Below are 26,984 nucleotides of genomic sequence, written 5' to 3'. Positions count from 1 at the left end.
AAGCGCTTATGGGCATGCCACATAACACGAGTTTCACCAACACAAGGATACGAGTAATGACAGCAACACGCACAGAACGCGATAGCATGGGAAAACTTCAAGTCCCTGAAAATGCGCTTTACGGCGCGCAAACTCAGCGGGCTATTCAAAACTTTCCAGTAAGCGGGCAGCGTATGCCTGAAGCTTTTATACGTTCACTTGTTACAGTGAAAAAAGCGGCAGCACAAGCCAATATGAAACTCAACGCTCTTGATAGTAATCGTGGGCAAGCCATTGTTAAAGCCTGTGACGAGTTACTTTCTCTTGAAGATATTGTGCAGCATTTTCCCGTCGATATTTTTCAAACGGGCTCGGGGACAAGTACCAATATGAACGCGAACGAAGTCATTGGGAAATTGGCTTCGGGTTACGCAGATGAAGAGGTTCACCCCAATGACCATGTTAACTATGGTCAAAGTTCTAATGATGTCATACCAACAACTATTCATGTTAGTGGCGCCATGGCGCTTACAAACGAGCTTATACCGGCTGTCGAAAGCCTAATTGGCATCATCGAGGTAAAAGCAAAGTCGGTGTCGCAGTACAGCAAAACAGGGCGCACCCATTTAATGGATGCCATGCCGGTAGGAATGGACCAAAGTTTGTTAGCGTGGGCAGCACAGCTTAAGCAGCAAGTTAAAACACTGCGTGCAGTGCAACCTGCTATTCAAACTCTTGCTCAGGGCGGTACCGCCGTAGGTACAGGCGTAAATGCACACCCGGAATTCGCGGTTACCTTTTCCGATAGTTTAAATGCGCTTACCGATGTAGGCTTTAAACCGGCAGACAATTTCTTTGCGCTTATTGGTTCTCAAGATACCGCAGTCACATTATCTGGCGCGACCAAAAGTCTTGCGGTTACGCTCATGAAAATAGCTAACGATTTGCGTTGGATGAATTCGGGGCCGCTTGCTGGTCTTGGTGAAATTGCCTTACCTGCATTACAGCCTGGCTCGTCAATTATGCCAGGAAAGGTGAATCCAGTGATCCCCGAGGCGGTGGCGATGGCCTGTGCACAAGTTATAGGCAACGATGCAGCCATAACAGTGGGAGGGCAGTCGGGTAATTTTGAGCTAAACGTCATGCTGCCTATGATTGCTAATAATCTATTATCAAGCTTGTCGCTAATGACCAACAGCGCCAAGCTTATCGGCGAGCAAGCCATTGAAGGTTTCACTGTTAATAAAGATAACATTGAGACACCGCTCTATCGAAACCCAGTATTGGTTACCGCTCTCAATCCTGTCATTGGCTATGCAAAAGCAGCCGAAATAGCCAAAGCGGCATATAAAGAGAATAAACCGGTTATTGACGTTGCCGAGGCCATGACAGATATACCCAGAGATGAGCTAGAAACCTTGCTCGACCCTAAAGCACTTACTCGTCCTTAAGCGCTTAAAACAGAGATGTAGTATTAAAAAAGTGCGGTGTTTTACCGCACTTTTTTTATGGTGAAATAACCTTCAATTCTGAAGCAATATTGGTGAATCCCTTTGTTCGTTAAAAATAATTCGCTTATTGGCATAATATTGGCTAACACAGCAGTGAAAAGGGCATTACAGTTGCTGTATGTACGGAGGTTTTTTGATACAGTGACCCATTGAAACTATTTGAATCGCTGCGTAAGACGGCGACAAACTATTGCGCTAATAGGTTTTGCTAGTACCAAGGTAAAAGCAACGCCTTTTCGGGAAGAAAAAATGACAGAAACTTGCTTTCGCATGAAGGGCACTACGCTCACCAGTATTGTGTTAGAAGTAATAGATTTTGAACCAGATAACTTCGAAGCTCAGCTATCGCAAAAGATTGCGAGCGCGCCGCAGTTTTTTACCCGTTCCTCACTGATATTGCACCTGATAAAACCCTTGTCAGCTACTGAGTTTGAATTGCTTGTAGCGCTGTGTCGTCGCTTGCAGTTACAACCCATGGCGGTGAAAGGAGAGGTGGCTGAACTTAAGCCAACCATTAACGATTTGGGCTTGGCAGATGTCAGCCAGAGCAAGTTTACCGATAGTGTACTTCGCTCGCAAAATCCCTCTCAGCAAGCTACTGCGAGCAACGGAAATAGTAGTGAAAATAACGGCGACAGTCAGGCACAGCAGTCATCAACTAGCGCCGCGAAACCGTCATCAGGCAGTGATGCTCCGCCATCTGCGGTAAGGCCTTTGAAAGCTGAAATTAAACCAGCCAAAGTAATAAACCGCCCGGTTCGGTCAGGTCAGCAAGTTTATGCTGAAGGCGGTGATTTGGTGGTGACAGCGTCGGTTAGCGAAGGTGCTGAACTTCTCGCCGATGGCAACATACATGTTTACGGCACGTTGCGCGGGCGCGCGCTGGCCGGTGTTAAAGGTAACACGGGGGCCCGTGTATTTTGTCAGTCGCTAGACGCGGAACTCATTTCAATTGCAGGGCAATTTATCATGCACGAAACCGTTAAAGGTGAATGCTGGAAGAAGCCTGCACAAGTATATTTAGAAGAAGAAACATTACGTATAGAGCCGTTGGCTTAATGCTTTGTACGCACCAATAGGAAAGAATAGATGGCAAAGATTATCGTAGTAACCTCAGGAAAAGGTGGTGTAGGTAAGACTACATCGAGTGCAGCAATAAGTACGGGGCTTGCGTTAGCAGGTCATAAAACGGTAGTGATAGATTTTGATGTGGGTTTGCGAAACCTTGACCTTATCATGGGATGCGAACGCCGCGTTGTTTACGATTTCGTAAATGTTATTAATAAAGAGGCATCGCTCAAGCAGGCCTTGATTAAAGACAAGCGCACAGAAAACTTGTTTATTCTTCCAGCGTCTCAAACGCGAGATAAAGATGCGCTTACGGTTGATGGTGTTCAAGCGGTGCTTGATGAACTGAAAAAAGACTTCGAATTTATCATTTGTGATTCACCTGCGGGTATTGAGCAGGGGGCACAAATGGCGTTGTACTTTGCTGATGAAGCTATTGTTGTTACCAATCCAGAGGTATCATCAGTACGAGATTCAGACCGCATTTTGGGTATATTGCAAAGCAAGTCTATGCGCGCTGAGAAAGGCGAGCCAGTTAAAGAGCATCTTTTGCTAACCCGCTACAACCCAACCCGCGTAGAAAGCGCTGAAATGTTGAGTGTTGCTGATGTTGAAGAAATATTGGCTATACCGCTATTAGGTGTTATTCCTGAATCTGAAGCGGTTTTAAAAGCGTCTAACCAAGGTCAACCCGTTATTCTTGACGAAGATGCCAATGCAGGACAAGCTTATGCTGACGCCGTCAAACGTCTGCTGGGCGAAACTGTTCCACATCGTTTCCTTGAAGCAGAGAAAAAAGGGTTCTTTAAGCGCCTGCTAGGAGGGAAGTAATGGGTATTTTCGACCTGCTTAAGAAGAAGCAAAAGCCGAGCACTGCGGCGGTAGCCAAGGAGCGTTTGCAGATCATTGTTGCGCACGAACGTAAAAGGCGTACTGAGCCTGATTACCTGCCTATGATGCAGCAGGAAATTATTCAGGTTATTCGCAAATATGTGACGATTGCTGACGATCAAGTGTCGGTGCAACTGGACAATAATGACGATTGCAGCGTACTTGAACTCAATGTGACGTTACCTGACAGCAACAGCTAAGTCTGGCAGGGAAATGCGCCCTGGCATAGAAGCCAGTACTATAATGGTTTTATACCAGTGCCACAGCGTTTTTTCACCAGAGCTACAGCACGCTATGACTAACGGTTACGTGCGCTAGCTGTTGATAAGGTCTTCATCTACATCAAGTTGTTTAGAGGCCTGTGCAATTAAGTTCTCATCAAGTTGAGGCGGAGAAATATCGACGCCTTCGCTTAATCTAGCAACAATAGTGTCTAATACGTCTACCCGTGCTTGCCACTTGTATTCCCCATTTATAATACGCCACGGCGCGTAGCTTGTGTGAGTACGTTCAAACATCTCGTTCACTGCCTTAACGTATTCTTTTCGCATTTTACGGTTATGTAAGTCTTCTTCGGTTAACTTCCAGCGTTTAAATGGATTGTGAAGGCGTTCCTCAAAACGTTCGCGTTGCTCTTTCGGTGAAATGTGCATAAAGAGCTTAATAATACGTACCCCGCTATCACTGAGCGTTTTTTCAAACGCATTTATTTCGTCATAACCTCGTTGATAGGTCTTTTCGTCGATAAGCTGGTCAACGCGCTCCACCAGTACTCTACCGTAGTGTGAACGGTCGAATATCTTGAGGGTGCTGGGAGAGGGTATGTGCTGCCAAAAGCGATAGAGAAAATGCTTGTCTTGGTCCTCTTTTGCAGGCTTAGCGACAGGAAATACGCTTACGCCACGAGGGTCTAACTTCTCCGTTATACGTCTTATCGCGCCACCTTTACCAGACGCATCCCAGCCTTCAAAAACGACCAACGCACGCTTTTTCTGATGGAAGTAAGATCGCTGAACGTGAAAGAGCTTCTCTTGCTGTTTTCCTAATGCGTCCTTGTATTCTTCTTTGCTATCAAAACGAGACTGCCCGAAATCCTCAAACAAAGCAGGGGGAGAAGGAAGCAATAGCGTATTATCGGTATTATTCATTAGCGCGCCTCGATTTTAATGATTCAGTGCACAGAGCCAAAAAAAGGGGCTCTGGTATTTCAGTGTTAACTACTTAGCTTTATTTTTCTATCTTTACGTTTAGTTTATTGCTCGCTCGATGGTGGGGATAAACTTGAATCGTTAAGTTTTGCCCCAATAATTGCTTACTATCCGCAAGTATTAGATAATTGCGAGCAAGCACAAAGTGCGTAAGCACGAAGTTAATTTAGAGGTGGGTATGTCTGTAGAAACGGCGTTGCCGATAGAGTTTTCTGACGCTGCAGCAGCGAAAGTGAAAGCCCTTGTTTCAGAAGAAGAAAATCCTGATTTGAAATTACGTGTATACGTAACAGGTGGTGGCTGTTCTGGCTTTCAATATGGTTTTACTTTTGATGAGAAAGTGAACGAAGGCGATATGACCATCGAGAAAGACACGGTGACCATGGTGGTTGACCCGATGAGTCTACAATATCTTGTTGGTGGCGTAGTTGATTACGTAGATGGCCTAGAAGGCTCACGGTTTTTAGTTCAAAACCCCAATGCCACTACAACCTGTGGCTGTGGTGCGAGCTTCAGCGTTTAGCGTTCTTCGCAAAGCGATAAGGCTTTTTCAAATAGTGAGCGCTTTTTGTACGGATTCAAAATGCGCTAAACGTTGATGACTTCTACAACCATAGGCATACATCGCATCATTTTGTATGCCTATCGGTTGTCTTGTTTTTATACTTCCTTTTGTTTTCAAATTCCGGCTACACTAATTTCATCAAACGACCACGTTTAGGATAGCGTTATGAAATTGTATGGCTCAACGACTTCTCCCTATGTACGCCGCATACGTATTGTACTCGCCTCCACTGAGCACGAATTTTTAAACCTTCAAATATTTTCGGGTGAAGACCGAGAATTGCTCGCCTCCCGCAACCCGACGCTTAAAGTGCCTTGTCTTGAGGACGAGGGGCAAATGATTTTTGATTCCCGCATTATTTATAACTATCTTGCCGACAAGCTTGATCACGACGGCTTAACTTGGGAAGAAGAAAATCAATTGACCTTGATAGATGCAGCTAACGATTCGTTTGTACAACTCATGCTTCTTAAGCGTTCAGACTTTGATATTAGTGAAGATAAAATGTATTTCAGGCTTCAAAATGAAAGAATTGAAGCTGTGCTTACCGCGTTAGTTGACCAGCTTGATGCTGGTGGTTTTAGCGGATGGACTTACCCAGAAATTTGCTTATATACCATGATCGACTGGGTGCTGTTTCGCGAATTACACAGTATGAAGGCATTTCCAGAATTATTAGCGTTTCACGAAAAGCATCACAACCGTATAGAGGTTACCGCTACCGATCCTCGCGGTTAGCGCTAAAACTTTTTAGCAGAAAGAAAAGCGATAAAGATGGGCTATCGGATAATCAATAGCCCTTCGCAAAGTCGAACTGATACTTAAGCGGCAAACGCGCTAAATAGCGCTCAGCATTTTCTAAAAACACGCTTGCTACATCACTTGGCTGGGATTCCGCTGCCGTATGAGCCGTTATGGTAATGTTTGGGTGTTGCCAGAATCGGTGAGTAGGAGGTAACGGCTCATGCCGAAATACATCGAGCACGGCATGAGCAAGAGTACCTTTATCGAGCGCACTGATTAATGCTTCATCGTCTACAGCACTTCCGCGCCCTGCGTTAATAAATATACTGTGAGGTTTTAAAGCATTAAAAAATTCATAAGATAGCAAGTTTTGTGTTGTTGGCGTGTCTGGCATCAAATTAACGATGTGATCACAGGCACCGGAAAAAGCCTTTATTTCGCTTGGCGTATACACGCGCTCAGCACCTTTTACATCGTTACCACTTCGCGTTAAACCCACCACTTTCATTCCAAAAGCATTCGCTACCGGTATCAGCGCCTGTCCGATGTTGCCAAGACCCACAACACCAAGGGTTTGCCCATTAAGCGCAGCGCGAGGCGATGCCTCCCACTTAGGCGTGGCTGCCCGCTGATTTTTTTCAAAAGCGTTTAAATTTCTTGCATGCTGGAGTAGATAGGCAAATACATATTCACGCATGAGCTTGCCAAAAATTCCCTTTAACCCAGTGAGCACATAATCTTTTCTGCCTGCGTTGAGAAGCGGTGCATTACCTGCCCATGTTGACTGACACCACTTTAGCGCCGAACACTTATCAATAATAACAGCGGTAAGATCTGGGTCGGAAAGTAGTACGGTCACATTATCGGTATCGACTTGATCAGGATGGCATGTAACCTGGTCTATTGTTAGCAATGACTCACGATTTGTTCCTCGCAATGCATCACTATCAGCAATTTTCTGTTGTAAAGCCTCAGCAATTTCATGGGCTTCATCGCTTAGTATTGTCAGTTTTATCATTCCCAAATCCCTCGCGGCTGGTCGCTTAACGCATGGTAAGTAAACATTTCTTTCCTAGACGTACAACTAAAATCGTTCAGCAGGTTGTTCTAAAAGTGTGATTTAAGTTTTACATTTTTGTAAATGGTGTTGGTGCAACGTTGATTGCACCTGAAGTTAATTCGCAACGGAATCGTCATGCAGTCAGAAAATAATGCCCAAAAACCACTAGCAACACATATTGATGTGAAGCACGCTAAAGTACTCTCTCCAAAGCGTAACACAACCCAAGCTGAAACCACGCAGGCTCTGGTGGATGAACAGCTCGCTCACTTTGGTATCGATTCAGCAAGCGATTACGGTAAAGCACTTGCGAGTACTGCACATCACCTTTACGGCGCACAAGCAAGCGTAATGCAATTGTGGGACATTACCAGCAATACCTTGCAAGGACTTGATAAAGAAGACAGAGTCGCGTACTTCAATGCTAAAAAGTTTCTTTCTTTCCAGATTGCTAAAATTCTAGATACGTTACAAAATCCCTTTCGCGCAACTTACCAGAGTTTATCAAGCGGAAATGGCTCGCAAGGGCACTATCCTCTATTTGACAACGTCACCGCGCTCTTCTCTGCAACGCCAGTGGTCGTGCGAACGGCAACCTATGTATATGCCTGTACCGAGTGGGTAGATGATGCGTTTCAAGGCAAAGAGTTTACTCACCAAATTTACTCGCGATTATTAAACCCAACTAATATCTCTCTTGCTAACGCTATTGTAGATATGGAAGCGGGCCCTTACGCCGCCGATTATCTTGCATGGAACTTTAATTCAGGCATGGCGGCAATTGATGCCTGTTTATCAAATGTACTAAGTCACGGCGATGTACTTATCGTTTCTAGAAACGTGTACGGTGGCGTCTATCAGTTGCTCCATGATTATTTCGCTCGCAGCAACCGCATGGATATTCAACTTGCGTGGTTTGACGGTTATGACGCGCAAAGCTTTGCTGAATTTATGCAAACAACGAAAACTGAGCATGCGTCTCGCTTAAATAATGGCGCGAAGATGCATGTATATCTAGAGTCGCCTTGTAATCCACATGGTTATGTATTGGATGTACCGGGCATCTGTGAACTGGCTCACGCACAAAATGCGTTGGTGATGTTGGACTCAACGCTTGCTACGCCTGTTTTACATCAACCCCTGCAGCACAAAAATAAGGCTGCACGACCAGACTATGTGATCCACAGCTACACCAAAGATTTGTGTGGAAGTGGCGCAACCACGGCGGGCGTGGTGATAGGAGAGGGGCATCGCATGTTCCAACCTAAAGGCAGTTCCGCCAATGGTGTAGACTGGTCAGAAACCATGTTCTGGGATGTGTATTACATTAAAGGCGCGTTTCTAGATTCTGAAAAGGCCTTTGACGTATTAAACGGTATGAAGACCCTTGAACAACGCATGATGACGAAAGTTATCAACACGCAAGTCTTTACTGCATTTCTTAATGCTCACGATCAAATTCGCGTTAACTGCCACGCGTTGCCTGAACACAGTAATGCTGGGCTGCGCGAGAAACAGCATACACATGGCTGGCCGTGTACGTTGTTTACCGTTGATATGGCGCCGGCAAACTTACCTCGCGATGTATTCGTTCGCTTCTTTGATGCTCTAGAGCCCGCGTTTAGTCATCAAGTGAGTATTGGCCAGAACAACACGATTATTCTATGCCCTGCGTTGACGTCTCACTCTGAACTTAGTACAGAAGAACAGAAAAAAGCTGGGATTGAATTAACCACTATGCGCATAGCCATGGGAACCGATAACGTCAAGCAGCTCATTGCCCATTTCATGTTAGCCGCTAAACATTTTATCGAGCCACACGTGCCAGGTTTTTGTGAGAATTTTATGGCAAATGCAGACATTGACAGCTTGTATTTATCGGTGAGTGAAAGAGTTTGTTCGCAGCACTTTGGCAGTAAAGCCAGCATGGACTCATTGATGAAAGGGGCATAGCGTTATTATTTAGCTCAAGAAGTTGCATTGAGCAGTCGATAGAAAATGTTGAGGATGTACTCCTTCTCCCGGGCCTTTCCTTACGCGGGCTCGGGATTTTTTTGTATGAAAGATTAATGGCGCTGGTAAGCTCACGCCTTTATCTTAAAATAAAAGATACAACGACTCTTAATCTTGAAGACTATCTAAGGCGGCTTTATGCACGAGTTTAAAATTGATGTAACGCTAGATGCATCATTGCCCTTTGTTTTTGCAGCATTTCACGAACCTGAATATCTATCTGAATGGTTTGCGCCGGGTGATTGTTCAGTGACACAAATCATGTGCGACTTTAAAGAGGGCGGGCGTTATCGCATAAAAATGATGGACCCCAGCGGCATTGAAATGTCTTTGACCGGTGAATACGTGACTATATTAGCAAATGAACAGCTATCGTTTTCCTGGGCATGGGAAGACGACATTGAAGAGTCGATAATAACAACAGTAGATATACACTTTGAAGAAACCGAAGGAAACAACGTTAGGCTCGTGCTTTTGCAGCAAGGGTTTGTGAACAAGCAAGAGTGCGAACAACATAACTATGCCTGGATGTCGTGTTTGGAAAAGCTCGCTGTGTTAGCTGCTCAGAAAAAGTCATTCAATTAATGGTTTAGCCTTTATCTGTAGGCTAGGTTTGATTGCGCTAAAGCGCGCGTAATAGAGGCAGAGCGAGAAGCTCTGCCTTTCTTTTTTACCAACAAAAAGTGCAGCGCTATTATGCCTAAGTAAGAGACGTCATGGCGTCTTTTCCACTTTTTTCACGGTAAGTTTCATAATCGTTATAGCCTTCTTCTGAACCACCATACCAAGTAGATGGATCGTCGAATGATGCGAGCGGGTAATCGTGCTTGAAACGAGTAGGTAGGTCTGGATTGGTTATCCATGGTCTACCGAAGGCTATCATGTCGCCATCGCCAGCAGACAAGCGTTTCTCTGCTTCTTCTTTTGTATAGCCACAGTTACCCATGAGCATGCCGTCATACAAAGCTCTGAACTCTGCAAGCGTCATAGCCTCGCCACGCTCGTGAAAGCCAAACGCTAGGCCGTCCATAACGTGAAGATAGCCTATATTCAAAGTATTGAGCTGTTGCGCAACATAAGTATAGGTTTCGCGGAAATCATCGGCACCCATGTCGTTGAAGACACCGTTTGGCGATAATCTAACGCCCACTTGCTCGCTTGACCACACGCTTAGTACAGTGTCCATGACTTCTGCTAAGAAGCGATAGCGATTCTCTAGGCTACCGCCATAGTCGTCGTCACGTTGATTGCTGCGGCTATCTAGAAATTGGTTGATAAGATAACCATTAGCTGCGTGTACTTCAACGCCGTCGAAGCCTGCCGCTTTCGCATTAACCGCCGCCTTTTTGAAATCTTCAATGGTTCGCTTAATGTCATCATAGGTCATTGCCTTTGGCACTTCGTAAGGCTTTTTACCTTTTGGTGTGTGGATCTCATCACCTTCAATCTTTATTGCTGAGGCTGATAAGGGCAGTTCACCGTTATGAAAGTCACTATGTGACGCACGCCCAGTATGCCATAGCTGCAAGATAATTTTTCCGCCAGCTTGGTGAACGCGGTCCACAATAGAGCGCCAGCCATCTACCATTTCGTCGGTGTAAATTCCTGGAGTATCAACCCATCCAATACCTTCTTCTGAAATGGCTGTAGCTTCTGTGATAATGAGGCCCGCGTTGGCCCGCTGGACATAGTGATCGCCCATAATTTTATTCGGTATGCGATCGGCGCCTGCCCGTCCTCGGGTCATTGGTGCCAGCACCATTCGATTTTGAAGCGTATTACCTGCCCAATCAAAAGTGCTAAAAAGTACTGAATCTGTCATTCCTTATCCTTAATTAATCTGAATACTTCAATAAGGGGCACGAAATAGACGAACCCCTTGTACTTGAGATAGTAGTGAATACATAAATATGGGGGACTTGGATTGATCATTAGGGCAATAGAGAAAAGATATCCATTTAAACTTCAGTGCACGAGGATCCTTGATTTCAACACTAGACAGTAAGGCACCAAAAAAAGCGCGCCTTTCGGCGCGTTTAATTAAGGGAAAATAAGAGCCGCAAGGTTTATGTCGAACCGTAGGCCTATAACAATTGCGTCATCAAGCGCGTTGACTCTGTCGCGCTCTGCGAACTGGTCGGGGTTAATAACATAGTGTACGTTTGGCTGAATTCTTACGTGTTCGTTAAGTTGGTAACCATAACTGAGCTCTAACATAGTTTGACTACTTGCCGGCGTGCCAACGCCGCCATTCAGAGCTCGCTGAATACGCTGGTCTTCTAGTGCTTCGTTACTATACTGCTGGCGGGTATATACAAAACCAATGGTATCGTCAGGACGTGAGGCAAATGTACCGCGCAATACGAAACCCGCTTTTATATAGTAGTCTTCGATTAATTCGCCTGAAGTGCCGGTTAGCACAGCGCCAAACAGCGTTAGTCCTTCTTTTGTAAGTGGGTTAGGGCGAGTAACGGTTTGTTCAAAGCGTGCGAATATACCCGAGCGACCGTTCCTAACTGCATAACCATTTCCTGACTGTGCTGCATAGTTGCCCTCATCATCAAATACAGGATCGGTATAATCAGCACCATCGTACCAACCGCCAATCTCATATCTTTTTGGAAGCTCGTCATCATTCCACGTGGTTTGATAACCTAGCGTAAACGGAACTACGACGCCGGTGGCCTCATTTGTAGCCCAATCAAATCCGTGGTCCCCCAGGTCTTGATGGCTGGTATTGTCTTCATATATTCCTGTATGGAAGTAGGTCTTTGGTGAAAGCCAGTATTTTGCATGTCCGCCCCAACTCGACACAGGCCACCAGGTAAAGTTACTGGTTCTAAAAACAAACGTGGGGTTGCCGCACGCTGCGTTTGTTTGAAAGTATTGGCAAAGCTCAGACCCCAAAAAACTGATGTTGGCCACTGTGCGTCCACCTTCTACTTCCAAGTCACCGTCAAGAAATGTTGATGAAATAGTAAAGCGAGCAAGACGAGTGTTTTGACCACCAAATATTTCCTGCACAGAAGTGCTATTGCCGATGTAATGCTCTGCTAGGTTTTTTCCATGTCGATTGGTCATCGCAATATGAACTTTAGTGTCGTCCCAATCTAGCAAGGTATTTAAATCTAATTCTCCTCCTATAAAAAGCTGTCCCGCGTAAGCACTACCTCGTCGCTGACCTCCCTCAATATTTGTCGCTGACTCGCCGGTGTAACTAGCTTGAAAGTCGAACGCTTCTTGCCAGTTACCTTGTGATGCTAAACCGGTAGTAGAAAATACGAGCGTACTTGATATAAGCGCTGCAAAGAAAAATTGCGATATTGTCTTAGCCGTGCAGAAGGAGATAGGTTTATCCATCATTTTTCTCTCAATTAAAATACGTTGCGAGTTTGAACTGTTATGACCTTGTGACGAAAAATACAAAGGTATTTCTTGTCTGTAGCCCGCTAATTCCTTGTTAAATCTATAAAAAATGAACCAATTGAAATAACAGCGTGTTAACACTTTCTTAAGGCAAGACGAAATCTATCTAAATGTATCGATTAAATCAACCGTGTTTATTTATGTGTTTTTGCTGGTTTGTTTAATTTTGGTTAAAAATTCAAGCAGGTTCGATTGTCGAAGATAGTTATTGTGGCTCACATAAAACCGTCAAACGTTACTTTTTATATTATTGATATTTATATTATATTTTGTTTTTTGATAATATGCGTTATTCGAGGGTGGAGGGCTTTGTTAATTAGTCTTTTAATCCAAAGTATAAATTTTTACCTTTTTATAATTAAATAAACTAAATTGATTTATTGACAGTGATAAAATGCGGTGATTAAATTGGTTAACTAATTATTTACAAGCAAAAGGCCGTTTATATGAAAAACAACGCCCCTTTAGTTTCCAAAGACACATTACTTCCCTTTATACTATTAACAATTTGCTTCGCTGCATGGGGGGTTGCTGCCAATATGACTGACCCACTTGTTAAAGTGTTTAGTAAAATATTTACCATGTCTTCGCTGCAATCAGCACTTGTACAGTTTGCCTATTATGGTGCGTACTTTTGTCTGGCAATTCCTGCAGCCTTTATCAATAAACGCTTTTCTTACAAAACGGGAGTGCTCACCGGATTAGGGTGTGCTGCTGCGGGAGCGTTTTTGTTTTATCCAGCCAGTCAAACTATGACCTATGGCTTTTTCTTGGCCGCCCTCTTTGTATTAGCGGGTGGGCTATCTATTCTTGAGACCTCAGCTAATCCTTACGTAATGGCTATGGGAAGTGAGAAAAGTGCTACTCGCCGCCTCAATCTCGCCCAGGCGTTCAACCCTGTGGGTACAAACTTAGGGGTATTTTTAGCCGCGACCCTTATTCTACCGAACCTGAATCAAGCCTCAGCAGAAGAGCGGGCAGCCATGTCCGTAGGCGAGCTTAAATCTGTTATCGGAGCTGAACTTGATGCGGTAATGCTGCCTTATGTAGGTATGGCTTGTGTGCTTGTGTTAGTTTGGGTTGCAATAGCACTGATTAAAGCGCCCATTCAAGAGTCGGTAGAGTCTAGAGTAGAAGACGTTAAGCTTGGTGCATCGCTAAAACGCTTAGTGGCAAACAAGCACTATCGTTTTGGTGTATTGGCTCAGTTCTTTAACGTTGGCGCGCAAACCTGCGTTTGGACGTTTACTATTCAGTACGCTATGACAGCTATGGGTGGAAATGAGGTTAGTGGTGGTGAGATATTGCAATACAGTATGATTGTGTTTCTTATCTCTCGTTTTGTTATGACGTGGGTCATGCAGTACCTTTATCCAGCGAGACTTCTAATGATTATGTCGCTAATCGCAATGGCGCTGTGCATTTTTATGACTCAGTCACCTAATTTAGCGGGCGTAATTGCACTTGTTTCTATATCTGCATGTTTATCACTCATGTTCCCTACGATTTACGGTATTGCTCTTGAGGGATTAGGAGAAGATACCAAGCTTGGTGCTGCAGGTCTTGTAATGGCGATACTGGGCGGGGCAATTATGCCGTTATTCCAAGCCGCTATTATAGATAGCGCAGGAGTAGTAATCTCTTATGTTGTTCCCGCTATTTGTTTCTTGCTAGTGGGTGGCTATGGGTATTTCGATATGCGCGCCAAAAAAGGATGTGTTGACAATAAAAGTAAAGTAGATGCTGAGGCGTTAAAAGATATGGAAATGGGAATCGCCAAATAGGTGATAAGCGTTCTTCATGAAGGGCGATGCTACAGCGCCCTTTTCATGCTTTTTTAAAAAGCGCTCCGAGCACAGTGGCTTTAGACGCCCCTGTTACCTCAGGTACATTGCCGGGTATGTCATTGACATAGGCATGTGCAAACCACGCAAATGCGGCACCCTCAACGTGTTGAGGGTGCATGCCAAGAGTAAAGCTATCAGAAACCTTGTAGTTATCTAAGGCGTCCACAAGATAGGCCAAGAGCGCTTTGTTAAATGCGCCCCCTCCGCAAATAATAACTTCGCTTGCTTCACTACATTTATTTACTCGTGGTAAGTACGTCTTGATATCTCGAGCAATAGTTTCGCCGGTCAAAGCCAGTAAAGTAGCCTGAACATCCTTTGGCGCTAAATTGTTACTCGCCTCTTCACCATCTAACGCCGTACTAGAAGGAAAGTAATCTGCGAGCGTGTTACTTAACCAGTCGATATTGAAATATTCTCTACCTGTACTTTTCGGCGCAGGTAGCTGGAAATAGTCGTCCAGTAGAAGCTGCTGAAGCAGGCCCGAGTGAGGGGTGCCCGATGCTGCCCAGGCACCGTCTCTATCAAAACTCTCATTCAAATGAAGGCTTATCCACTGGTCCATTAACCTATTTCCCGGTCCGATATCAAACCCTCTGGGTGCGAGGCCTTCATGTTGAGGGGAAAGCAGTGAAACGTTAGCAATACCACCTATGTTCACAAGGGCGCGATATGTTTTACTACTAGCAAAAATTGCATTGTGAAAGGCGGGAACAAGGGGAGCGCCCTGTCCTCCAAGCGCAATATCCTTACGCCTAAAATCGGCGATAACATCAATGCCGGTTAACGTGGCAATAGTATTGGGGTCGCCTATCTGGCAAGTAAAACCTCGAACTGAGGATTTGGCAAAGTGTGCCGATAGCACGTCTGCATTTGGGTGGTGGCGTACTGTTTGGCCGTGGGAGCCAATGGCCGTTATATCTGATGCAGTAAGGCCGTTTCGTTCAAGTAATTCTAAGGTAACCCGGGCAAAGGTTTCAGCAACTAGTCTGTCTGCAATTGCCAGACTATTCAGTTCGTCAGGGCCTTCTGTGCAAAGCGCGTTAAGCGCTGAAAGTAACTCGTTTGAATAGGGTGTTGAATGTGCGGCGAGGGTAGTACACGAGGTTTGTGTAATATCACACAGGACGGCGTCGACGCCGTCCATGCTAGTGCCAGACATAAGGCCAATATATTTTGCCATAGCGCTGCTATTTCATCGCAAGCATAATACGTTTGTTGTTGTTAAGCTGCTGTTGACGAAGTTCTGCTATTTCCATAAACCTTTCTCGCTCTTCCTTTGCAATCGGTAGCGCTTTTGGTAGCTCTACTGTTCGTGGGTTTCTATGTACACCATCTACCAAGAATTCATAATGTAGATGCGCGCCAGTCACCATACCTGAGCTACCAAGATAACCGACAGTTTGACCTTGTTTAACGGTATCTCCAACCTTCACTGCACGTTTCTTAAAGTGAAGGTATTTGGTGGTATATTTTTCACCGTGTTGAATAAAAACATGGTGGCCGTTGTATTTATCATAGCCCGCTTTGATCACTTTTCCATCGCCAGCGGCCATGATTGGTGTGCCAACCGCAGCAACATAGTCAGTACCGCGATGTGCTTTCCAGCGCTTTTGTACAGGGTGAAAACGCGCTTTTGTGAAGTTAGAACTTACGTATCTAAAGTTAACGGGCGCACGCAAGAAGCTCTTACGCATACTGCGGCCTTCAGGCGTATAGTAGGTACCGTCTTCATGAAGGATCGCGCTAAAATGTTCACCTTGGTTGGTAAATTCAGCAGCCACAATATCGCCATAGCCAACAAACTCACCATCAATATATTGTTCTTCGAACACGACATTGAAGGTATCACCAGAACGAATCTCCATTGCAAAGTCGATATCCCAGCCGAAAATTCCAGCCAAATTCATAATTTGATTACTGGTTAAGCCAGCGTCGCTCGCGGCATTCCAAAAGCTAGAGTGAATTTCACCTTGCGCGAAGTTATAGCGAATGTCGACATCACGTTTCTCAAGCTGGGCAGTAAGCCCGTTATCATCGCCAGACGTACTAGGACGAACAAACAGGGTTTCCGTTGAAGACAGTTTGTACTTCAATTCTCCAAAACTACCGTCTTTATTTGCTTTAAACGAGAGTTCATCGCCAGGCAGCAAAGTAACAAGTGTTTTTGCTAGCTCGCCAGCTTGTGTCACATTATAAACGTCGCGGGCAGTAAAACCTGCTCGTTTAAATAACTTTGCTAATGTGTCGCCACTGCGAACTTTATAGGTTTGCCACGTAGACTCTTCTTCACCAGAAAACACATCAGTAGACGGCGTAATATGCAGATCTACCGGATAGCGAACGCCCGCGTCTAAAATATGCGCCTCTTGATGGCGGCTAGCTTCAACTGGCTCCGACGGCAAAAGGATAAGCCCGCCAAGAAACAGACTCGCGATAGCGATACCTGTTCTGTGCTGCTTAGGTAAATTTTTATATAAATTGACCGCTTTTGAAGGGTCTAATTTCTTTCTCATACTACTGCCCACCTGAGAAATGTTATGTGCACAACTCTATTTCACATACGTTGCTTAAAAATGCAACTTTTCTCATTATTTTTGTTAGCGCAAATTGTTACACCCAATAGCTCTTAACACCGTGGTCATCTAAAGTGTGCGCTGAATATTAGCGAATGTGAAGGCTTTAGCCATCCCTTTACGTTCGACATAAGACAATTCAGTACACAGATTTCACGTTCAAAACTGTTGGGTTTAACAACATGACTGTTTGTAATCCGTTTTTTGACGCGCAAACCTTTTAATGGTTCCGTTGTACGCGTAAAATGCCCGCCATTATTGAATGTACAGTTTATTTAAGAGTGTGACTTACAAATGAAAGATTGGCAAACAGCGCTAGCTGAGATTAAACGGGGCGTAGATGAAATACTTCCCGAAGAGGATTTAATTGAAAAACTAAAATCCGGCAAAACCCTAACCATTAAAGCGGGTTTTGATCCAACTGCGCCCGATCTGCATCTTGGTCACACTGTATTGATCAATAAGCTGCGTACATTTCAGCAACTAGGCCACAAGGTTGTTTTTCTTATTGGCGATTTTACTGGCCTCATTGGCGATCCTACAGGTAAAAATGTAACACGCAAGCCCTTAAGCAAAGAACAGGTATTAGAAAACGCGAAAACGTATCAAGAACAGGTGTTCAAGATCCTTGATGAAGATAAGACGGAAATACGTTTTAACTCAGAATGGATGGATAAACTGGGCGCAGCAGGCATGATCAAACTCGCTGCAAGCCAAACGGTTGCGCGTATGCTAGAACGCGACGACTTTAAAAAGCGTTATAACAATGGTCAACCTATCGCTATCCACGAATTTCTATATCCGTTGGTGCAAGGTTGGGACTCTGTAGCGCTTGAATCAGATGTTGAATTAGGCGGTACTGATCAGCGCTTTAATCTACTTATGGGTCGTGAACTTCAAAAAGAGCAAGGTCAAAAGCAGCAATCTATTGTGATGGTACCGCTACTTGAAGGCCTAGATGGCGTTCAGAAGATGTCTAAATCTTTGAACAATTACATCGGTATCACAGACGCGCCAAACGATATGTTTGGTAAAGTGATGTCTATTTCCGATGATTTGATGTGGCGTTACTATGATCTTATCAGCTTCCGCCCACTAGAAGAGATAGCTGAGCTTAAATCTCGTGTTGCTAACGGTGAAAACCCTCGTGATATTAAAATCATGTTGGCGAAAGAAATTATCGCACGCTTCCATGACGATGCCGCAGCTGAAGGCGCGCATCAAGATTTCATTCAACGCTTCCAAAAAAATGTCATTCCTGACGACATGCCAGAGCTTGAAATAGCGCTAAGCGACGAAGGCATTGCAATTGGTAATTTGCTAAAAGAAGCGAAGCTTGTTGGGTCAACGTCAGACGCTATGCGTATGATTAAGCAAGGTGCAGTCAAAATTAACGGTGACAAAGTGGAAGATACCCGTTTAGTTATCACTGAAAAAGGTGAAAACGTGTACCAAGTGGGTAAACGCAAGTTCGCGCGCATCACACTTGCCTAGTGTTTTTCTGAAATGTTTTGAAAGCCCGCTCATTTGAGCGGGCTTTTTTTTGCTTGAAATATCAATTTTGAAACATGGTTGGCGATTTTTTCTTTAAAAATACGATTTGTTGCTAGTGCAACATTGACGTACTAGCCAAAATTGGAAACGAGCATGTTTGGCTTTTGCTCTTGTAAATAATTGGCGCTACATGTTTTTTTAAGATTTTTTTACTTTTTTAAAAAAAGTTTGTCAGGTTTTTGCCATTGCCATCGTCTATAGGGGAAAAGTTAAACAATAATCCCAACTGTACGATGAGCAGTTTACGCGTTGCAGCCTGGGGTGAAACACCAGCGATATTTAAATAAAAAATACTTAGGCAATGCAAAAGGATAGAACAATGACAACCTTAACTTCAGCTCATACAGCATACCAACACGCTAATAAGAGTCTTCCTGCAAAAGAAGCATTAATATGGCTTAAAGAAGGCTGGCAGCTTTTTAAGAAAGCACCAATCAAGCTATTAGGCCTTTCATTTTTAATGCTGCTTATGGCTGGGCTTCTTCAGGGACTCTTGGGGCCTGTCGGGTTAGGAGTATCTAAGTGGATAAGCCCGATTTTAGCTACCTTCATGTGGTTGGCGATCGCTAATTTAGCAGTAAAAGGCAGGGTAAGCCTGTCAGGTGGGACATTGCGTTCATGGGCGAATATTGCATTATGGAGCTTAACCGGGCCCGCAATAGCGTGGATTCAATTTCAAATTGGCGATATGTTAATAGGGGCTGAGTCAATGGCGGCTTTAGCAAGCGGTAATATAGTAGATGTACCTGCTTGGAAAGTTGGGCTAATGATGGGCTCGGCGACACCAATAAATCTACTGCTTCTATTTGTACCTTTGTTGCTAATTTTAAAGCATCATTCAATCTCAGCGTCTTTTAAAAATAGTATCGCTGCGGTAATAGGCGCTTATAAACCCATGTTAGTAGTAGGTGTGATGATGTTCTTGAGTGTTGCACTAGCGCCTTATACCTTTGCATTATCGGGGTTAGTGTTAGGTCCTATTGTTTCATGTGCATGCTTTGTTGCTTTTCAGCGTTTGTTCCGATAATCGATCACTGAACGAAACTCGACAGCTCATTTACGGCGTGGAATTAAAAATAATAAAAATGGAATTGCAGTGAAAGAAACCATGCAAATTGAAAAACTGCTTTGTGAATACGCGCCACTCATGGCGCGTATTGCGGCAACGTTTGAGGCCAATAAATCCCTTCAAGATGAACTGATACAAGAAATATCGCTGGCGGTTTGGCGTGCTTTCGAAGGAGCTCCAAAAGAGGGGGGGAGTGGCTTTCGCGGAGAGGCAAGTGTGAAAACATTTGTGGCCAAAGTAGCGCACAACAAGGCGGTTGACCACGTGATTAAAGAGCAGCGGCGTCAAGAGTTCACTCACGAGGGAGAATTTGATTCTTCTCACACTACCAGCGCTAGTTCATCTCGAGATGCAACGTTACAAGAGAATGCGATGGATCTCATGACTGGCTTACGTCAGCTCGAAATAAAGCACAGACAGGTACTTGCCTTGCTTTTGGAAGGTTTCAGTCAGCTGGAAATTGCCAGTATGTTAGGTATCAAAGAGAGTGCAGTCGCTAAACGAGTAAGTCGCGCCCGCCAACAGTTAACACAGATTATGGGACAGCAGCCATGAGCGGACACAGAAAAGCCATGAGCGAACATAAAACAGCCATGAGCGAGGGTAAAAAGCCATGAGCGAAGAAGGATCAAATGTGAGTAAAAACACTTCCAGTATGAGCGAATTAGATAAACAGCTTGAACAGTGGCAAAGTGCATATAAAGAGGCAACGCCTTCAGTGGATACTGATTCACTGATTAAAGACACCAAAAGCGCGAGATTTAAACTTAAACTAAGAGGTGCCTTTGATTTCGCCCTTGGGCTTGCGGTTTCTGTGTGGTGCTTAACGTTAGTGCTGTTTGAGCCCTTAACTGCCTACCAATTTTTTCTGTTTTCGGTACTTACGCCTATCCCTGTTGCGTTTGGAATATGGGGATATTGGGTAAGACAAAAGCAGTGGAGAGCGCAAACACTAGACGTGCAGTCGATGCTGTCATTTAAACAAATCCAGCTACAACAGCAGTTACATTACTGGAAAGTGAGTCTTTATGGATGCGTAGCATTGTGGTGTGGATTGCTAGTGTTAGCTATTTTTAATGTGCTCATGTTCGATACGTATACCTTATGGGGTACACAACTACTCATTAACAGTGTAGTCGTGTTCGTCGTATATCGCAGGTATAAAAAGCTAACGGCAGACTTGCCGGCGGCGCTGGCGAAAATAGACGACATGAAATAACTAATACCAGTCCGCAAAGGTAATTACCTACTCAGCGAGAGTTAAAATTAGCGTAATCGTGGCGTGTTAACGCAGGTATAAAAGCGGTAGTTTCAGTTCTATAACTCTAGTATAGGAGCGAAGCCCCCATAGATAAGGCGCTTACCGTCAAACGGCATGGGGTTTTCGCTATTGTTCATTCTAGGGTCTTGCATCACCTTCTGCCATGCGGTATCACGCACTTCTTTTGATGGCCAAAACGCAATTGAAAACACAACGGTTTCATTTTCTTTAGCTTTTACAGCTAGGGGAAAAGACGTCACCTCGCCATCGGGGACATCGTCACCCCAAGCTTCGAGTATTTTTGTGGCGCCATATTCTTTAAAAATATCACCAGCGAGTTTGGCGTGCTCAATGTATAGCGCTTTATTTTCGGTGGGAACGGCTACAGCAAAGGCATCAATATATGACATGAGGTGACTCCGTCAAAGAAGAAGTGACTAAAGTAGCCTAAATTATAGTCAGCATGCAATATAAACATTGTTAGCGTTCTGCGAATTTCGCCCATTGATAAAGACCATGCAGCGCGAGCCTTCTCGCTTTCGCAAAAGGATAGGTTTTAAGTGGCGAACAATAAAGGGGAAGGGATAAATCGACGTCACAGGTACCTAGCATACGTTGAGCGAGTCTTTGCCCAGCAAATGCGGCAAAAGAAACCCCCGAACCGCAGTATCCCATGGCATAACCGATAGTAGAGCCAGAGCGGTGTGTATTATTGTTGCTAGCGTCATTGTAGACGAAAATTCGGGGCATACTGTCTAATGACACACTCACCCAGCCACTCCAGAAATAGTTCATGGCAATGCTACTTAGCGCTGGAAAACTTTTTACCATGGCGTTATAGAGACGCTGCTTTTCTGAGGAGTTGTCGCCACCTTTTCCAGTTACCGCGCCACGACCACCGAATAGTAGGCGTCCGTCGGGTAATACACGATAATAGTATTTCATCATTCGTGTATCCATAAAACTCATTGGCACAGTTAGCCCAGATTGCGCACGCTGTTCATCATTCAATGGAGCTGTGACAAAAATGCTCGACTGAACAGGGAACTGCTTATTATCTATGGCGTCGTGAAAGCGCTTAGGGGTATAAGCGTTAGTGGCAATTAGTATGTGTTTGGCTGATACAGAGCCGTTCGGGGTTGTAACTACATATCTTGTCTTATGCTTCTCGATACGGATAGCAGGAGAGTCATAGTAAAGCGAAGCGCCAAGTGCTTTTGCTACTCGTGCATACTCGCTTACCAATTTTAACGGATGTAAACACGCTCCATTTACTTCAACTCCCCGTAAGTCCCCTGAATGCCGAAGCGAGAAGTGAGATCCTCTTGACTAAGTAGGGTACTTGCTACGTTGAACTGAGATTCATGGTGCTTTGCGCTATCGCACAGTAGGTTGGCTTGTTTTGGGCTGTGAGCAAGTTTCAAATAGGGTCCTTTGACTAGGTCTACGTGCATATCAAAGTCTACAATACGTTGATTGAGTAGATTTACCGCGCCATCAAATTCAGCCTGCATACCTTTAGCAACCGCATATCCCCATCTATTTTCTATGGCACTTAATGCTAGGCGACCGCTTCCAGAAAGAATGAAACCACCATTGCGACCTGCGCAGCCAAAACCCAATGAATTTGCGTCGAGCAGTGCTACCTGTTGACTAGCTTCAGCAAGCGTCATTGCAGCCGACAGCCCAGTATATCCCCCTCCAATAACAAGGTAATCTGAACTTATATTTTTACTTAACGGTGGCAGCGTTTCAGGTTTGTGAGTGGCATGCCAGTAGCTTTCGGCTAGGGGCTGAGATGGTGAAACGCCGTGGGAAACTAAAGGGTCGTAAGGCATAAGAAACAAAAAGTAGTAAATACTCGATAAAGCTTAAAATTCAAGAAGCATTTCTGCGCCTTCACATTCGCAATATTCCGTGCATATAGGGCAGTCGTAGCCTTCATGAATAGAAGCATAGCGCCATTTATTGGGGTGTTTTTTTATAAGCTGCCCGCCATTTTTGGTGAAATACTTAAAAGCGCTATTGCCAGGGCTGGCCAGCCAAATGTGTGCTAGTCCCGCATCTGCGCCTTGTGCCTTTGCACACTCAATAGACTTATGCAGTAATTCGCTCCCAATTCCTTTACCTTGCATGTCTGGATCAACGGTGTTGCACTTAAAGTAGCAAACATTTTCAGCTGTCGCAGGCCACAAGGAAGGCGTGCACCATTCGTCGCTTTGCCATTGGTTGTGAGCAAAGGTTAAACGAAAACCAACCACGTTATTTTGATTCAGCGCCACCCAACTAGCGTTGATATCGCCTACAAAGCTTTTTGCGTAATAATCGGCTAGCAAGTCATTGGTAAGATAATTGTCGCCATGCACCTTATTACCCAGTGAAATTACACCTGCAAAGTGGATAGGCGAGAGTGGCGCGTAGGTTATATCACATTGCGCCAAAACGTTTTGATGCATAGGGGCTGACTTCATGACTTCTCTTTACTTGGAGTATGCTTTATCCCGTCTAGGTGAACATCCAGAGCCTCTACGGATATAAGTATTTCTCTCACGGACATCCACAGTGAATAAAGCAATGAAACTAGGCTTGCTGCGAAGACCCAATTGCCCACCTGCTGGTAAGTAAGATAAATGGCGAGCATCGAAACGACGCACAGAAAAAAACTCCCGACACCAGCTATTTGCATGCGTTTGATGAGTTGAATGCGTAAACGCAGGTTTTTGATTTGAGCTTGCGTATTATCGTCTCGTTCTTCTTTCGAGAAGTTTCTGATTATCGTGGCGAGCGTCAAAAAACGATTTGTATAGGCCAAAAGTAGCAATGAAATTGCTGGAAACAACATGGCTGGGGTAGAGATATCTATTTTCATAAGAGGGTTATACAATCGAAGAATAACGAGAGTGTATCACACGCTGTTATCAACACACAGCGCACAGCGTCTTAGGTAATGTGTGCTTGATTAGAGGGTGTTGAGCAACACTAACAAGCGTTAGTAAGCAAAAATAACCGTGTACGCAAGGGCCAATAAAGTTACATTCTATCGACCGTCATTCCTGCTGCACTCCAACCTAACATGTCGCCTTCCAAATGCATGACTTCAGAAAAGTCGAGGTCTTCTAATACTTTCATTGCGAGTTTGGCTCTTCTGCCAGAGCGACAATAAATGATGATAGGCTTATTCTTGTGATTTTCTAATTCGCTAAGGTAGTCGTTAATATTTTCGTGAGGCATATTTACTGCCCCTGGTATATGGCCATCTGCAAATTCTTGTGGAGAACGCACGTCGATAAGCAGCCAGTCTTTATTCGCAACGCGTTCAATGAGGTAAGGCGAGGCAGCGACAGATGCTTGTGAGGTCGCTTTTGCAGTACATTGAAGCGTTGCAAAGAGTGCAACACCGACAATAAAAAGAAAAAACACAACAACTATTCGCATGCTAGAAAAACTCTTACTCTCACTTCGAAATTAGACTTAAGTATAACGCTTATGCAATTTAGTTTATACCTTCACACAGCAATTTTAGTTCATTTATTAAACGCAAAGAAAAGCGACTGGTAACGTCAGGATCTACAACGAGCAACGGTGCGTCTAAGAAGTCACGGTGCTTGGCCCAAAAAACTTCAAGGTCTGTGCGTGTGCTCTTTGACGCCGCCACTAATACGTGAGGTTGCCTCATTAAAACATCTTTTACGCTTACCTGTGGATAGTCGACGGGGCTGTCGTGGAACAAGGTTTGGGCTCCGCATACATTAAGCAGTTTATTCGGCCATGCTCCCGGCCCAATAGACATAAGCGGCACCGTCCATGAATAATAGAATATGGGTTTATTGGCGACCTTTGCGTATTTCTCTTTTAGGGCGTTGAGTTCGTTAATAAATTTACCTGTTAGTGCGTTGGCACGTTTTTCTGTACCAGTCAGTTCGGCGAGTCTGTTTATTTCTCTGGGAATGTCTTCCAAATTTTCAACGTTACTGCTAAAAACCTCAAGCCCTAAAGAGGAGAGTTTGTGAATATCCTGAGGCTTATTTCCCCCATCCCAAGCGAGGATTAGATCGGGTTCAAGGGCTATTATAGTGGCGATATCTGCACCTTGATAGTCGGCTACGCGAAGAATAGCTTTGGCTTCCTCTGGAAAGTCACTGTAGTCGCTTACGCCCACAAGGTTTTTGCCTAGCCCTAAACTGAAAGCCCATTCAGTTAGGTGGGGAGCAAGGCTAACAATCTTCAATGAAGCGTCATCTTTTAACTTTATTTCATTATGCGCCGTGCTGCTTGTGCTAGCAGCATGTGACAGCATGCTTATGAATGCAGCCGAGAAACATAGATATATAACGCGTAAACTAAATGCATAGCGAAATACATTTAGCATTTTACTTTGCACTAGGTTGCTGCTTTTCTGACGCATCACTACATTTTTCATCGTTTGTTGAAGCCCATGAAATACTCGATTTATTTCATCACTGCGGATAGGTAGCAGTGGTCGCTGCACGGCCGTCGACTACTTTCACCATTAATTAAAAGCTAGGTTAGGGCCAAGGCCAAAATCGCAAGAGAAGCCACGGCCGTTGTTGCTAGCATCGCATACGTAATTGTAGATTTGGCAGCAATCATGTTTGAGTATTTCACATCGCCGTCGCCCCCAACTCGGGTATAACGAAACTTCCTATTTGCGTAAATTGCCGGCCCGCCAAGCTTTATATTGAGAACGCCGCCCATCAATGCAAGAAGTAACGAAGTTTTATCTTTTACTGGTGAACGTTTTATTGCACTCATCCCCTTGATTGGATGACTAACGAGAAGAGTTACTAATCCACCAAACAAGGCTGGTGGAAAGGTAAGTAAATAAACGAGTTTTCGCACCGGTCGGGCAAAATAAACCATGCTTGGCGTGCGATAATGCCATTGCCAAGACGTAAGTAACAGTAAACGATAGATAAGTGCACCAACTGGGCCAGTTACTACATAATAAAATATGACACCGCAGTAAAGATAAAGAAATTTCAGCCACAGCGACTCAATTGCGGCTTTAGCAATGCCAATATCAGACAAAGAGCCACATTGCCTCGCGGTCATTGTTTGCACCATCTCTCTTGCGAGAGACTTTTTATTTCTTCCCACACTTGCCAACACTCGTTTGTATTGTTGGCGCTGGTAGCCAAAATCGAGTAGCGCAATAAGAATGATGGCCTCGAAGAAAATAGGGTATTGGGCCATATAGACTAAAATGGCAATACAAGTTACCAATGGAGCAAGCAGGACAAGTGCAGCGAGAGTGCCTGAAATATAATGCTGGCTAGGGCCATAGTCGCGAGATGGTACGACTTTGCGCCCCATCTGTTGTACAAGGTAGCGCATTAGTGTTAGTGGATGAGTACTTTGGGGCCAGCGCCATATTGCGTCTACGGCGACAGCTAACCAAAGTACTAATAGCGACTGATATCTAGGGTCGCTAATAATGTCTGTCATCTTATTTTGCGAGGGCTTTTATCATCGCCATTACAAGCTGTGCTGAATTTTTGGCAGCAGTGTCTAAATATTCTTTGAAGCTAACCGATGATGTTTTTCCAGCAATGTCCGACAGCGAACGAATCACAAGAAATGGCGTGTCAAGCATGTAGCAAGTTTGGCCTATAGCGGCGCCTTCCATTTCAACTGCTTTCATATCAGGAAATTTCTCACGTAGTTCTGCCACGGCTTCATCGCTGCCGATAAATGCATCGCCAGTACAAATTAAGCCAGTTGTCGATTGAAGCGATGTAATTGTTGCCGCAGCATTATGTGCTGCTTCCATCAGTGTGGTATCACAACGAAAATCTTCAGGCATACCGGCACATTGACCTAGCTTATAACCAAAATGAGTCAGGTCGGCATCATGGTGAATGACGTGGCTAGCAATCACCAAATCGCCAATGTTGAGGGCTTTATCAAAACCACCGGCTGAACCGGTATTCACCACAGCATCGGGGGCGTACTGCTCAATAAGCACAGTGGTGGCAAGGGCTGCAGCAACTTTACCAATACCGCATTTAACTAACACAACGTCTAAGTCGTTAAGTGTGCCTTCATAAAATGTAAGGTGCTTCCATTGCGTTTCTTTTACATCGCAAAGTGACGCTTTAAGTAGCGCAACTTCTTCGTCCATTGCACCTAAAATACCAATTTTTTTCATAACTATACCGACGATGTTGAGGGGATTTAACGGGTGAATACGC

At 44.5% G+C, this 26,984-nt stretch carries 28 protein-coding genes; 13 read left to right on the top strand and 15 right to left on the bottom strand.

Features of this window, described 5'->3' with window-relative positions; translation table 11 throughout:
• Positions 1–56: 56 nt before the first annotated feature.
• The 4 genes from ACM0P2_RS15585 to minE all read left to right on the top strand — a co-directional run bounded on the left by ACM0P2_RS15585 (position 57) and on the right by minE (position 3,649).
• Entirely contained in the window at positions 57–1,430 is a 1,374-nt protein-coding gene (locus ACM0P2_RS15585) for a class II fumarate hydratase (protein WP_419226786.1), read from the top strand.
• A 309-nt stretch (positions 1,431–1,739) separates the two neighbouring features.
• The gene (gene minC, locus ACM0P2_RS15580; protein ID WP_159117776.1) at positions 1,740–2,549 is read left to right on the top strand and encodes a septum site-determining protein MinC; all 810 of its coding nucleotides are present in this window, start codon (positions 1,740–1,742) and stop codon (positions 2,547–2,549) included.
• Positions 2,550–2,579: 30 nt separating this feature from the next.
• A complete protein-coding gene (gene minD / locus ACM0P2_RS15575; RefSeq protein WP_105929465.1) occupies positions 2,580–3,389 on the top strand; it encodes a septum site-determining protein MinD in 810 nt (269 codons plus the stop codon).
• Positions 3,389–3,649: a cell division topological specificity factor MinE gene (gene minE / locus ACM0P2_RS15570; RefSeq protein ID WP_105929466.1), complete on the top strand. Its 261-nt coding sequence runs from the start codon at positions 3,389–3,391 to the stop codon at positions 3,647–3,649. Before minD ends, minE begins: the two co-directional genes overlap by 1 nt.
• 114 nt (positions 3,650–3,763) lie before the next feature.
• Here the strand turns inward: minE and ACM0P2_RS15565 are convergent, their stop codons facing one another.
• Positions 3,764–4,597: a polyphosphate kinase 2 family protein gene (locus ACM0P2_RS15565; protein ID WP_419226785.1), complete on the bottom strand. Its 834-nt coding sequence runs from the start codon at positions 4,595–4,597 to the stop codon at positions 3,764–3,766.
• 238 nt (positions 4,598–4,835) lie between these two features.
• On the opposite strand from ACM0P2_RS15565, the gene erpA reads away from it, so the two are divergent.
• Together erpA and ACM0P2_RS15555 are read left to right on the top strand one after the other, a co-directional pair.
• A complete protein-coding gene (erpA, locus tag ACM0P2_RS15560) occupies positions 4,836–5,180 on the top strand; it encodes an iron-sulfur cluster insertion protein ErpA (protein WP_105929654.1) in 345 nt (114 codons plus the stop codon).
• A gap of 207 nt (positions 5,181–5,387) precedes the next feature.
• A complete protein-coding gene (locus tag ACM0P2_RS15555) occupies positions 5,388–5,960 on the top strand; it encodes a glutathione S-transferase family protein (protein WP_159117778.1) in 573 nt (190 codons plus the stop codon).
• Positions 5,961–6,012: 52 nt separating this feature from the next.
• On the opposite strand, the gene ACM0P2_RS15550 is transcribed toward ACM0P2_RS15555, so the two are convergent.
• On the bottom strand, positions 6,013–6,984 hold the full coding sequence (locus tag ACM0P2_RS15550; RefSeq protein ID WP_159117779.1) for a D-2-hydroxyacid dehydrogenase: 972 nt from the start codon (positions 6,982–6,984) through the stop codon (positions 6,013–6,015).
• A 177-nt stretch (positions 6,985–7,161) separates the two neighbouring features.
• Between ACM0P2_RS15550 and ACM0P2_RS15545 the strand changes: the two genes are divergently transcribed.
• Positions 7,162–8,979 (top strand): trans-sulfuration enzyme family protein, encoded by a 1,818-nt coding sequence (locus ACM0P2_RS15545; protein ID WP_419226784.1) that lies wholly within the window; start codon positions 7,162–7,164, stop codon positions 8,977–8,979.
• A 198-nt stretch (positions 8,980–9,177) separates the two neighbouring features.
• Positions 9,178–9,624, top strand: a complete 447-nt coding sequence (locus tag ACM0P2_RS15540; protein WP_159117781.1) for an SRPBCC family protein — start codon at positions 9,178–9,180, stop codon at positions 9,622–9,624.
• Positions 9,625–9,739: 115 nt separating this feature from the next.
• Here ACM0P2_RS15540 and ACM0P2_RS15535 read toward each other — a convergent pair whose 3' ends face one another.
• Positions 9,740–10,861 carry an alkene reductase gene (locus ACM0P2_RS15535; protein WP_419226783.1) on the bottom strand — a complete coding sequence of 374 codons (1,122 nt, stop codon included), beginning with the start codon at positions 10,859–10,861 and terminating at the stop codon, positions 9,740–9,742.
• 218 nt (positions 10,862–11,079) lie between these two features.
• Entirely contained in the window at positions 11,080–12,399 is a 1,320-nt protein-coding gene (locus tag ACM0P2_RS15530) for a carbohydrate porin (protein WP_159117783.1), read from the bottom strand.
• Between the two features lie 512 nt (positions 12,400–12,911).
• Between ACM0P2_RS15530 and fucP the strand changes: the two genes are divergently transcribed.
• Positions 12,912–14,249, top strand: coding sequence for an L-fucose:H+ symporter permease (fucP, locus tag ACM0P2_RS15525; RefSeq protein WP_159117784.1), 1,338 nt, complete (start codon positions 12,912–12,914; stop codon positions 14,247–14,249).
• 43 nt (positions 14,250–14,292) lie between these two features.
• Here the strand turns inward: fucP and ACM0P2_RS15520 are convergent, their stop codons facing one another.
• Both ACM0P2_RS15520 and ACM0P2_RS15515 read right to left on the bottom strand, forming a co-directional pair.
• Positions 14,293–15,495 (bottom strand): anhydro-N-acetylmuramic acid kinase, encoded by a 1,203-nt coding sequence (locus tag ACM0P2_RS15520; RefSeq protein ID WP_159117785.1) that lies wholly within the window; start codon positions 15,493–15,495, stop codon positions 14,293–14,295.
• Positions 15,496–15,502: 7 nt separating this feature from the next.
• Positions 15,503–16,828, bottom strand: a complete 1,326-nt coding sequence (locus ACM0P2_RS15515; RefSeq protein WP_120961940.1) for an OapA family protein — start codon at positions 16,826–16,828, stop codon at positions 15,503–15,505.
• Positions 16,829–17,182: 354 nt separating this feature from the next.
• On the opposite strand from ACM0P2_RS15515, the gene tyrS reads away from it, so the two are divergent.
• The 4 genes from tyrS (at position 17,183) to ACM0P2_RS15495 (ending at position 20,730) form a co-directional block, all read left to right on the top strand.
• Positions 17,183–18,382: a tyrosine--tRNA ligase gene (tyrS, locus tag ACM0P2_RS15510; protein ID WP_419226782.1), complete on the top strand. Its 1,200-nt coding sequence runs from the start codon at positions 17,183–17,185 to the stop codon at positions 18,380–18,382.
• Between the two features lie 379 nt (positions 18,383–18,761).
• Positions 18,762–19,469: a hypothetical protein gene (locus ACM0P2_RS15505; protein ID WP_159117787.1), complete on the top strand. Its 708-nt coding sequence runs from the start codon at positions 18,762–18,764 to the stop codon at positions 19,467–19,469.
• A 69-nt stretch (positions 19,470–19,538) separates the two neighbouring features.
• Positions 19,539–20,066, top strand: coding sequence for an RNA polymerase sigma factor (locus ACM0P2_RS15500; RefSeq protein WP_159117788.1), 528 nt, complete (start codon positions 19,539–19,541; stop codon positions 20,064–20,066).
• A 79-nt stretch (positions 20,067–20,145) separates the two neighbouring features.
• Entirely contained in the window at positions 20,146–20,730 is a 585-nt protein-coding gene (locus tag ACM0P2_RS15495; RefSeq protein WP_419226781.1) for a hypothetical protein, read from the top strand.
• A gap of 98 nt (positions 20,731–20,828) precedes the next feature.
• Here ACM0P2_RS15495 and ACM0P2_RS15490 read toward each other — a convergent pair whose 3' ends face one another.
• The 9 genes from ACM0P2_RS15490 to ACM0P2_RS15450 form a co-directional block, all read right to left on the bottom strand.
• Positions 20,829–21,182, bottom strand: coding sequence for a DUF1428 domain-containing protein (locus tag ACM0P2_RS15490; RefSeq protein WP_159117790.1), 354 nt, complete (start codon positions 21,180–21,182; stop codon positions 20,829–20,831).
• Positions 21,183–21,252: 70 nt separating this feature from the next.
• On the bottom strand, positions 21,253–22,017 hold the full coding sequence (locus ACM0P2_RS15485; RefSeq protein ID WP_419226780.1) for an NAD(P)/FAD-dependent oxidoreductase: 765 nt from the start codon (positions 22,015–22,017) through the stop codon (positions 21,253–21,255).
• A gap of 26 nt (positions 22,018–22,043) precedes the next feature.
• Positions 22,044–22,610: an NAD(P)/FAD-dependent oxidoreductase gene (locus ACM0P2_RS15480; protein WP_419226779.1), complete on the bottom strand. Its 567-nt coding sequence runs from the start codon at positions 22,608–22,610 to the stop codon at positions 22,044–22,046.
• A gap of 33 nt (positions 22,611–22,643) precedes the next feature.
• A complete protein-coding gene (locus ACM0P2_RS15475; RefSeq protein WP_236547053.1) occupies positions 22,644–23,243 on the bottom strand; it encodes a GNAT family N-acetyltransferase in 600 nt (199 codons plus the stop codon).
• Positions 23,240–23,641 (bottom strand): DUF2721 domain-containing protein, encoded by a 402-nt coding sequence (locus ACM0P2_RS15470; protein ID WP_159117792.1) that lies wholly within the window; start codon positions 23,639–23,641, stop codon positions 23,240–23,242. Before ACM0P2_RS15470 ends, ACM0P2_RS15475 begins: the two co-directional genes overlap by 4 nt.
• A gap of 161 nt (positions 23,642–23,802) precedes the next feature.
• Positions 23,803–24,207, bottom strand: coding sequence for a rhodanese-like domain-containing protein (locus ACM0P2_RS15465; RefSeq protein WP_173359157.1), 405 nt, complete (start codon positions 24,205–24,207; stop codon positions 23,803–23,805).
• Positions 24,208–24,265: 58 nt separating this feature from the next.
• Positions 24,266–25,261 (bottom strand): cobalamin-binding protein, encoded by a 996-nt coding sequence (locus ACM0P2_RS15460; RefSeq protein WP_419226778.1) that lies wholly within the window; start codon positions 25,259–25,261, stop codon positions 24,266–24,268.
• 32 nt (positions 25,262–25,293) lie between these two features.
• On the bottom strand, positions 25,294–26,238 hold the full coding sequence (locus tag ACM0P2_RS15455) for a cobalamin biosynthesis protein CobD/CbiB (protein ID WP_159117794.1): 945 nt from the start codon (positions 26,236–26,238) through the stop codon (positions 25,294–25,296).
• Position 26,239: 1 nt separating this feature from the next.
• Positions 26,240–26,941 carry a 5'-methylthioadenosine/adenosylhomocysteine nucleosidase gene (locus ACM0P2_RS15450; protein WP_105929486.1) on the bottom strand — a complete coding sequence of 234 codons (702 nt, stop codon included), beginning with the start codon at positions 26,939–26,941 and terminating at the stop codon, positions 26,240–26,242.
• Positions 26,942–26,984: the final 43 nt, after the last annotated feature.

This window comes from Alteromonas sp. OM2203 (assembly GCF_048517045.1).
In the GTDB taxonomy this organism is placed as follows: domain Bacteria; phylum Pseudomonadota; class Gammaproteobacteria; order Enterobacterales; family Alteromonadaceae; genus Alteromonas; species Alteromonas gracilis.
This window is presented reverse-complemented; position numbering and strand designations above follow the sequence as displayed.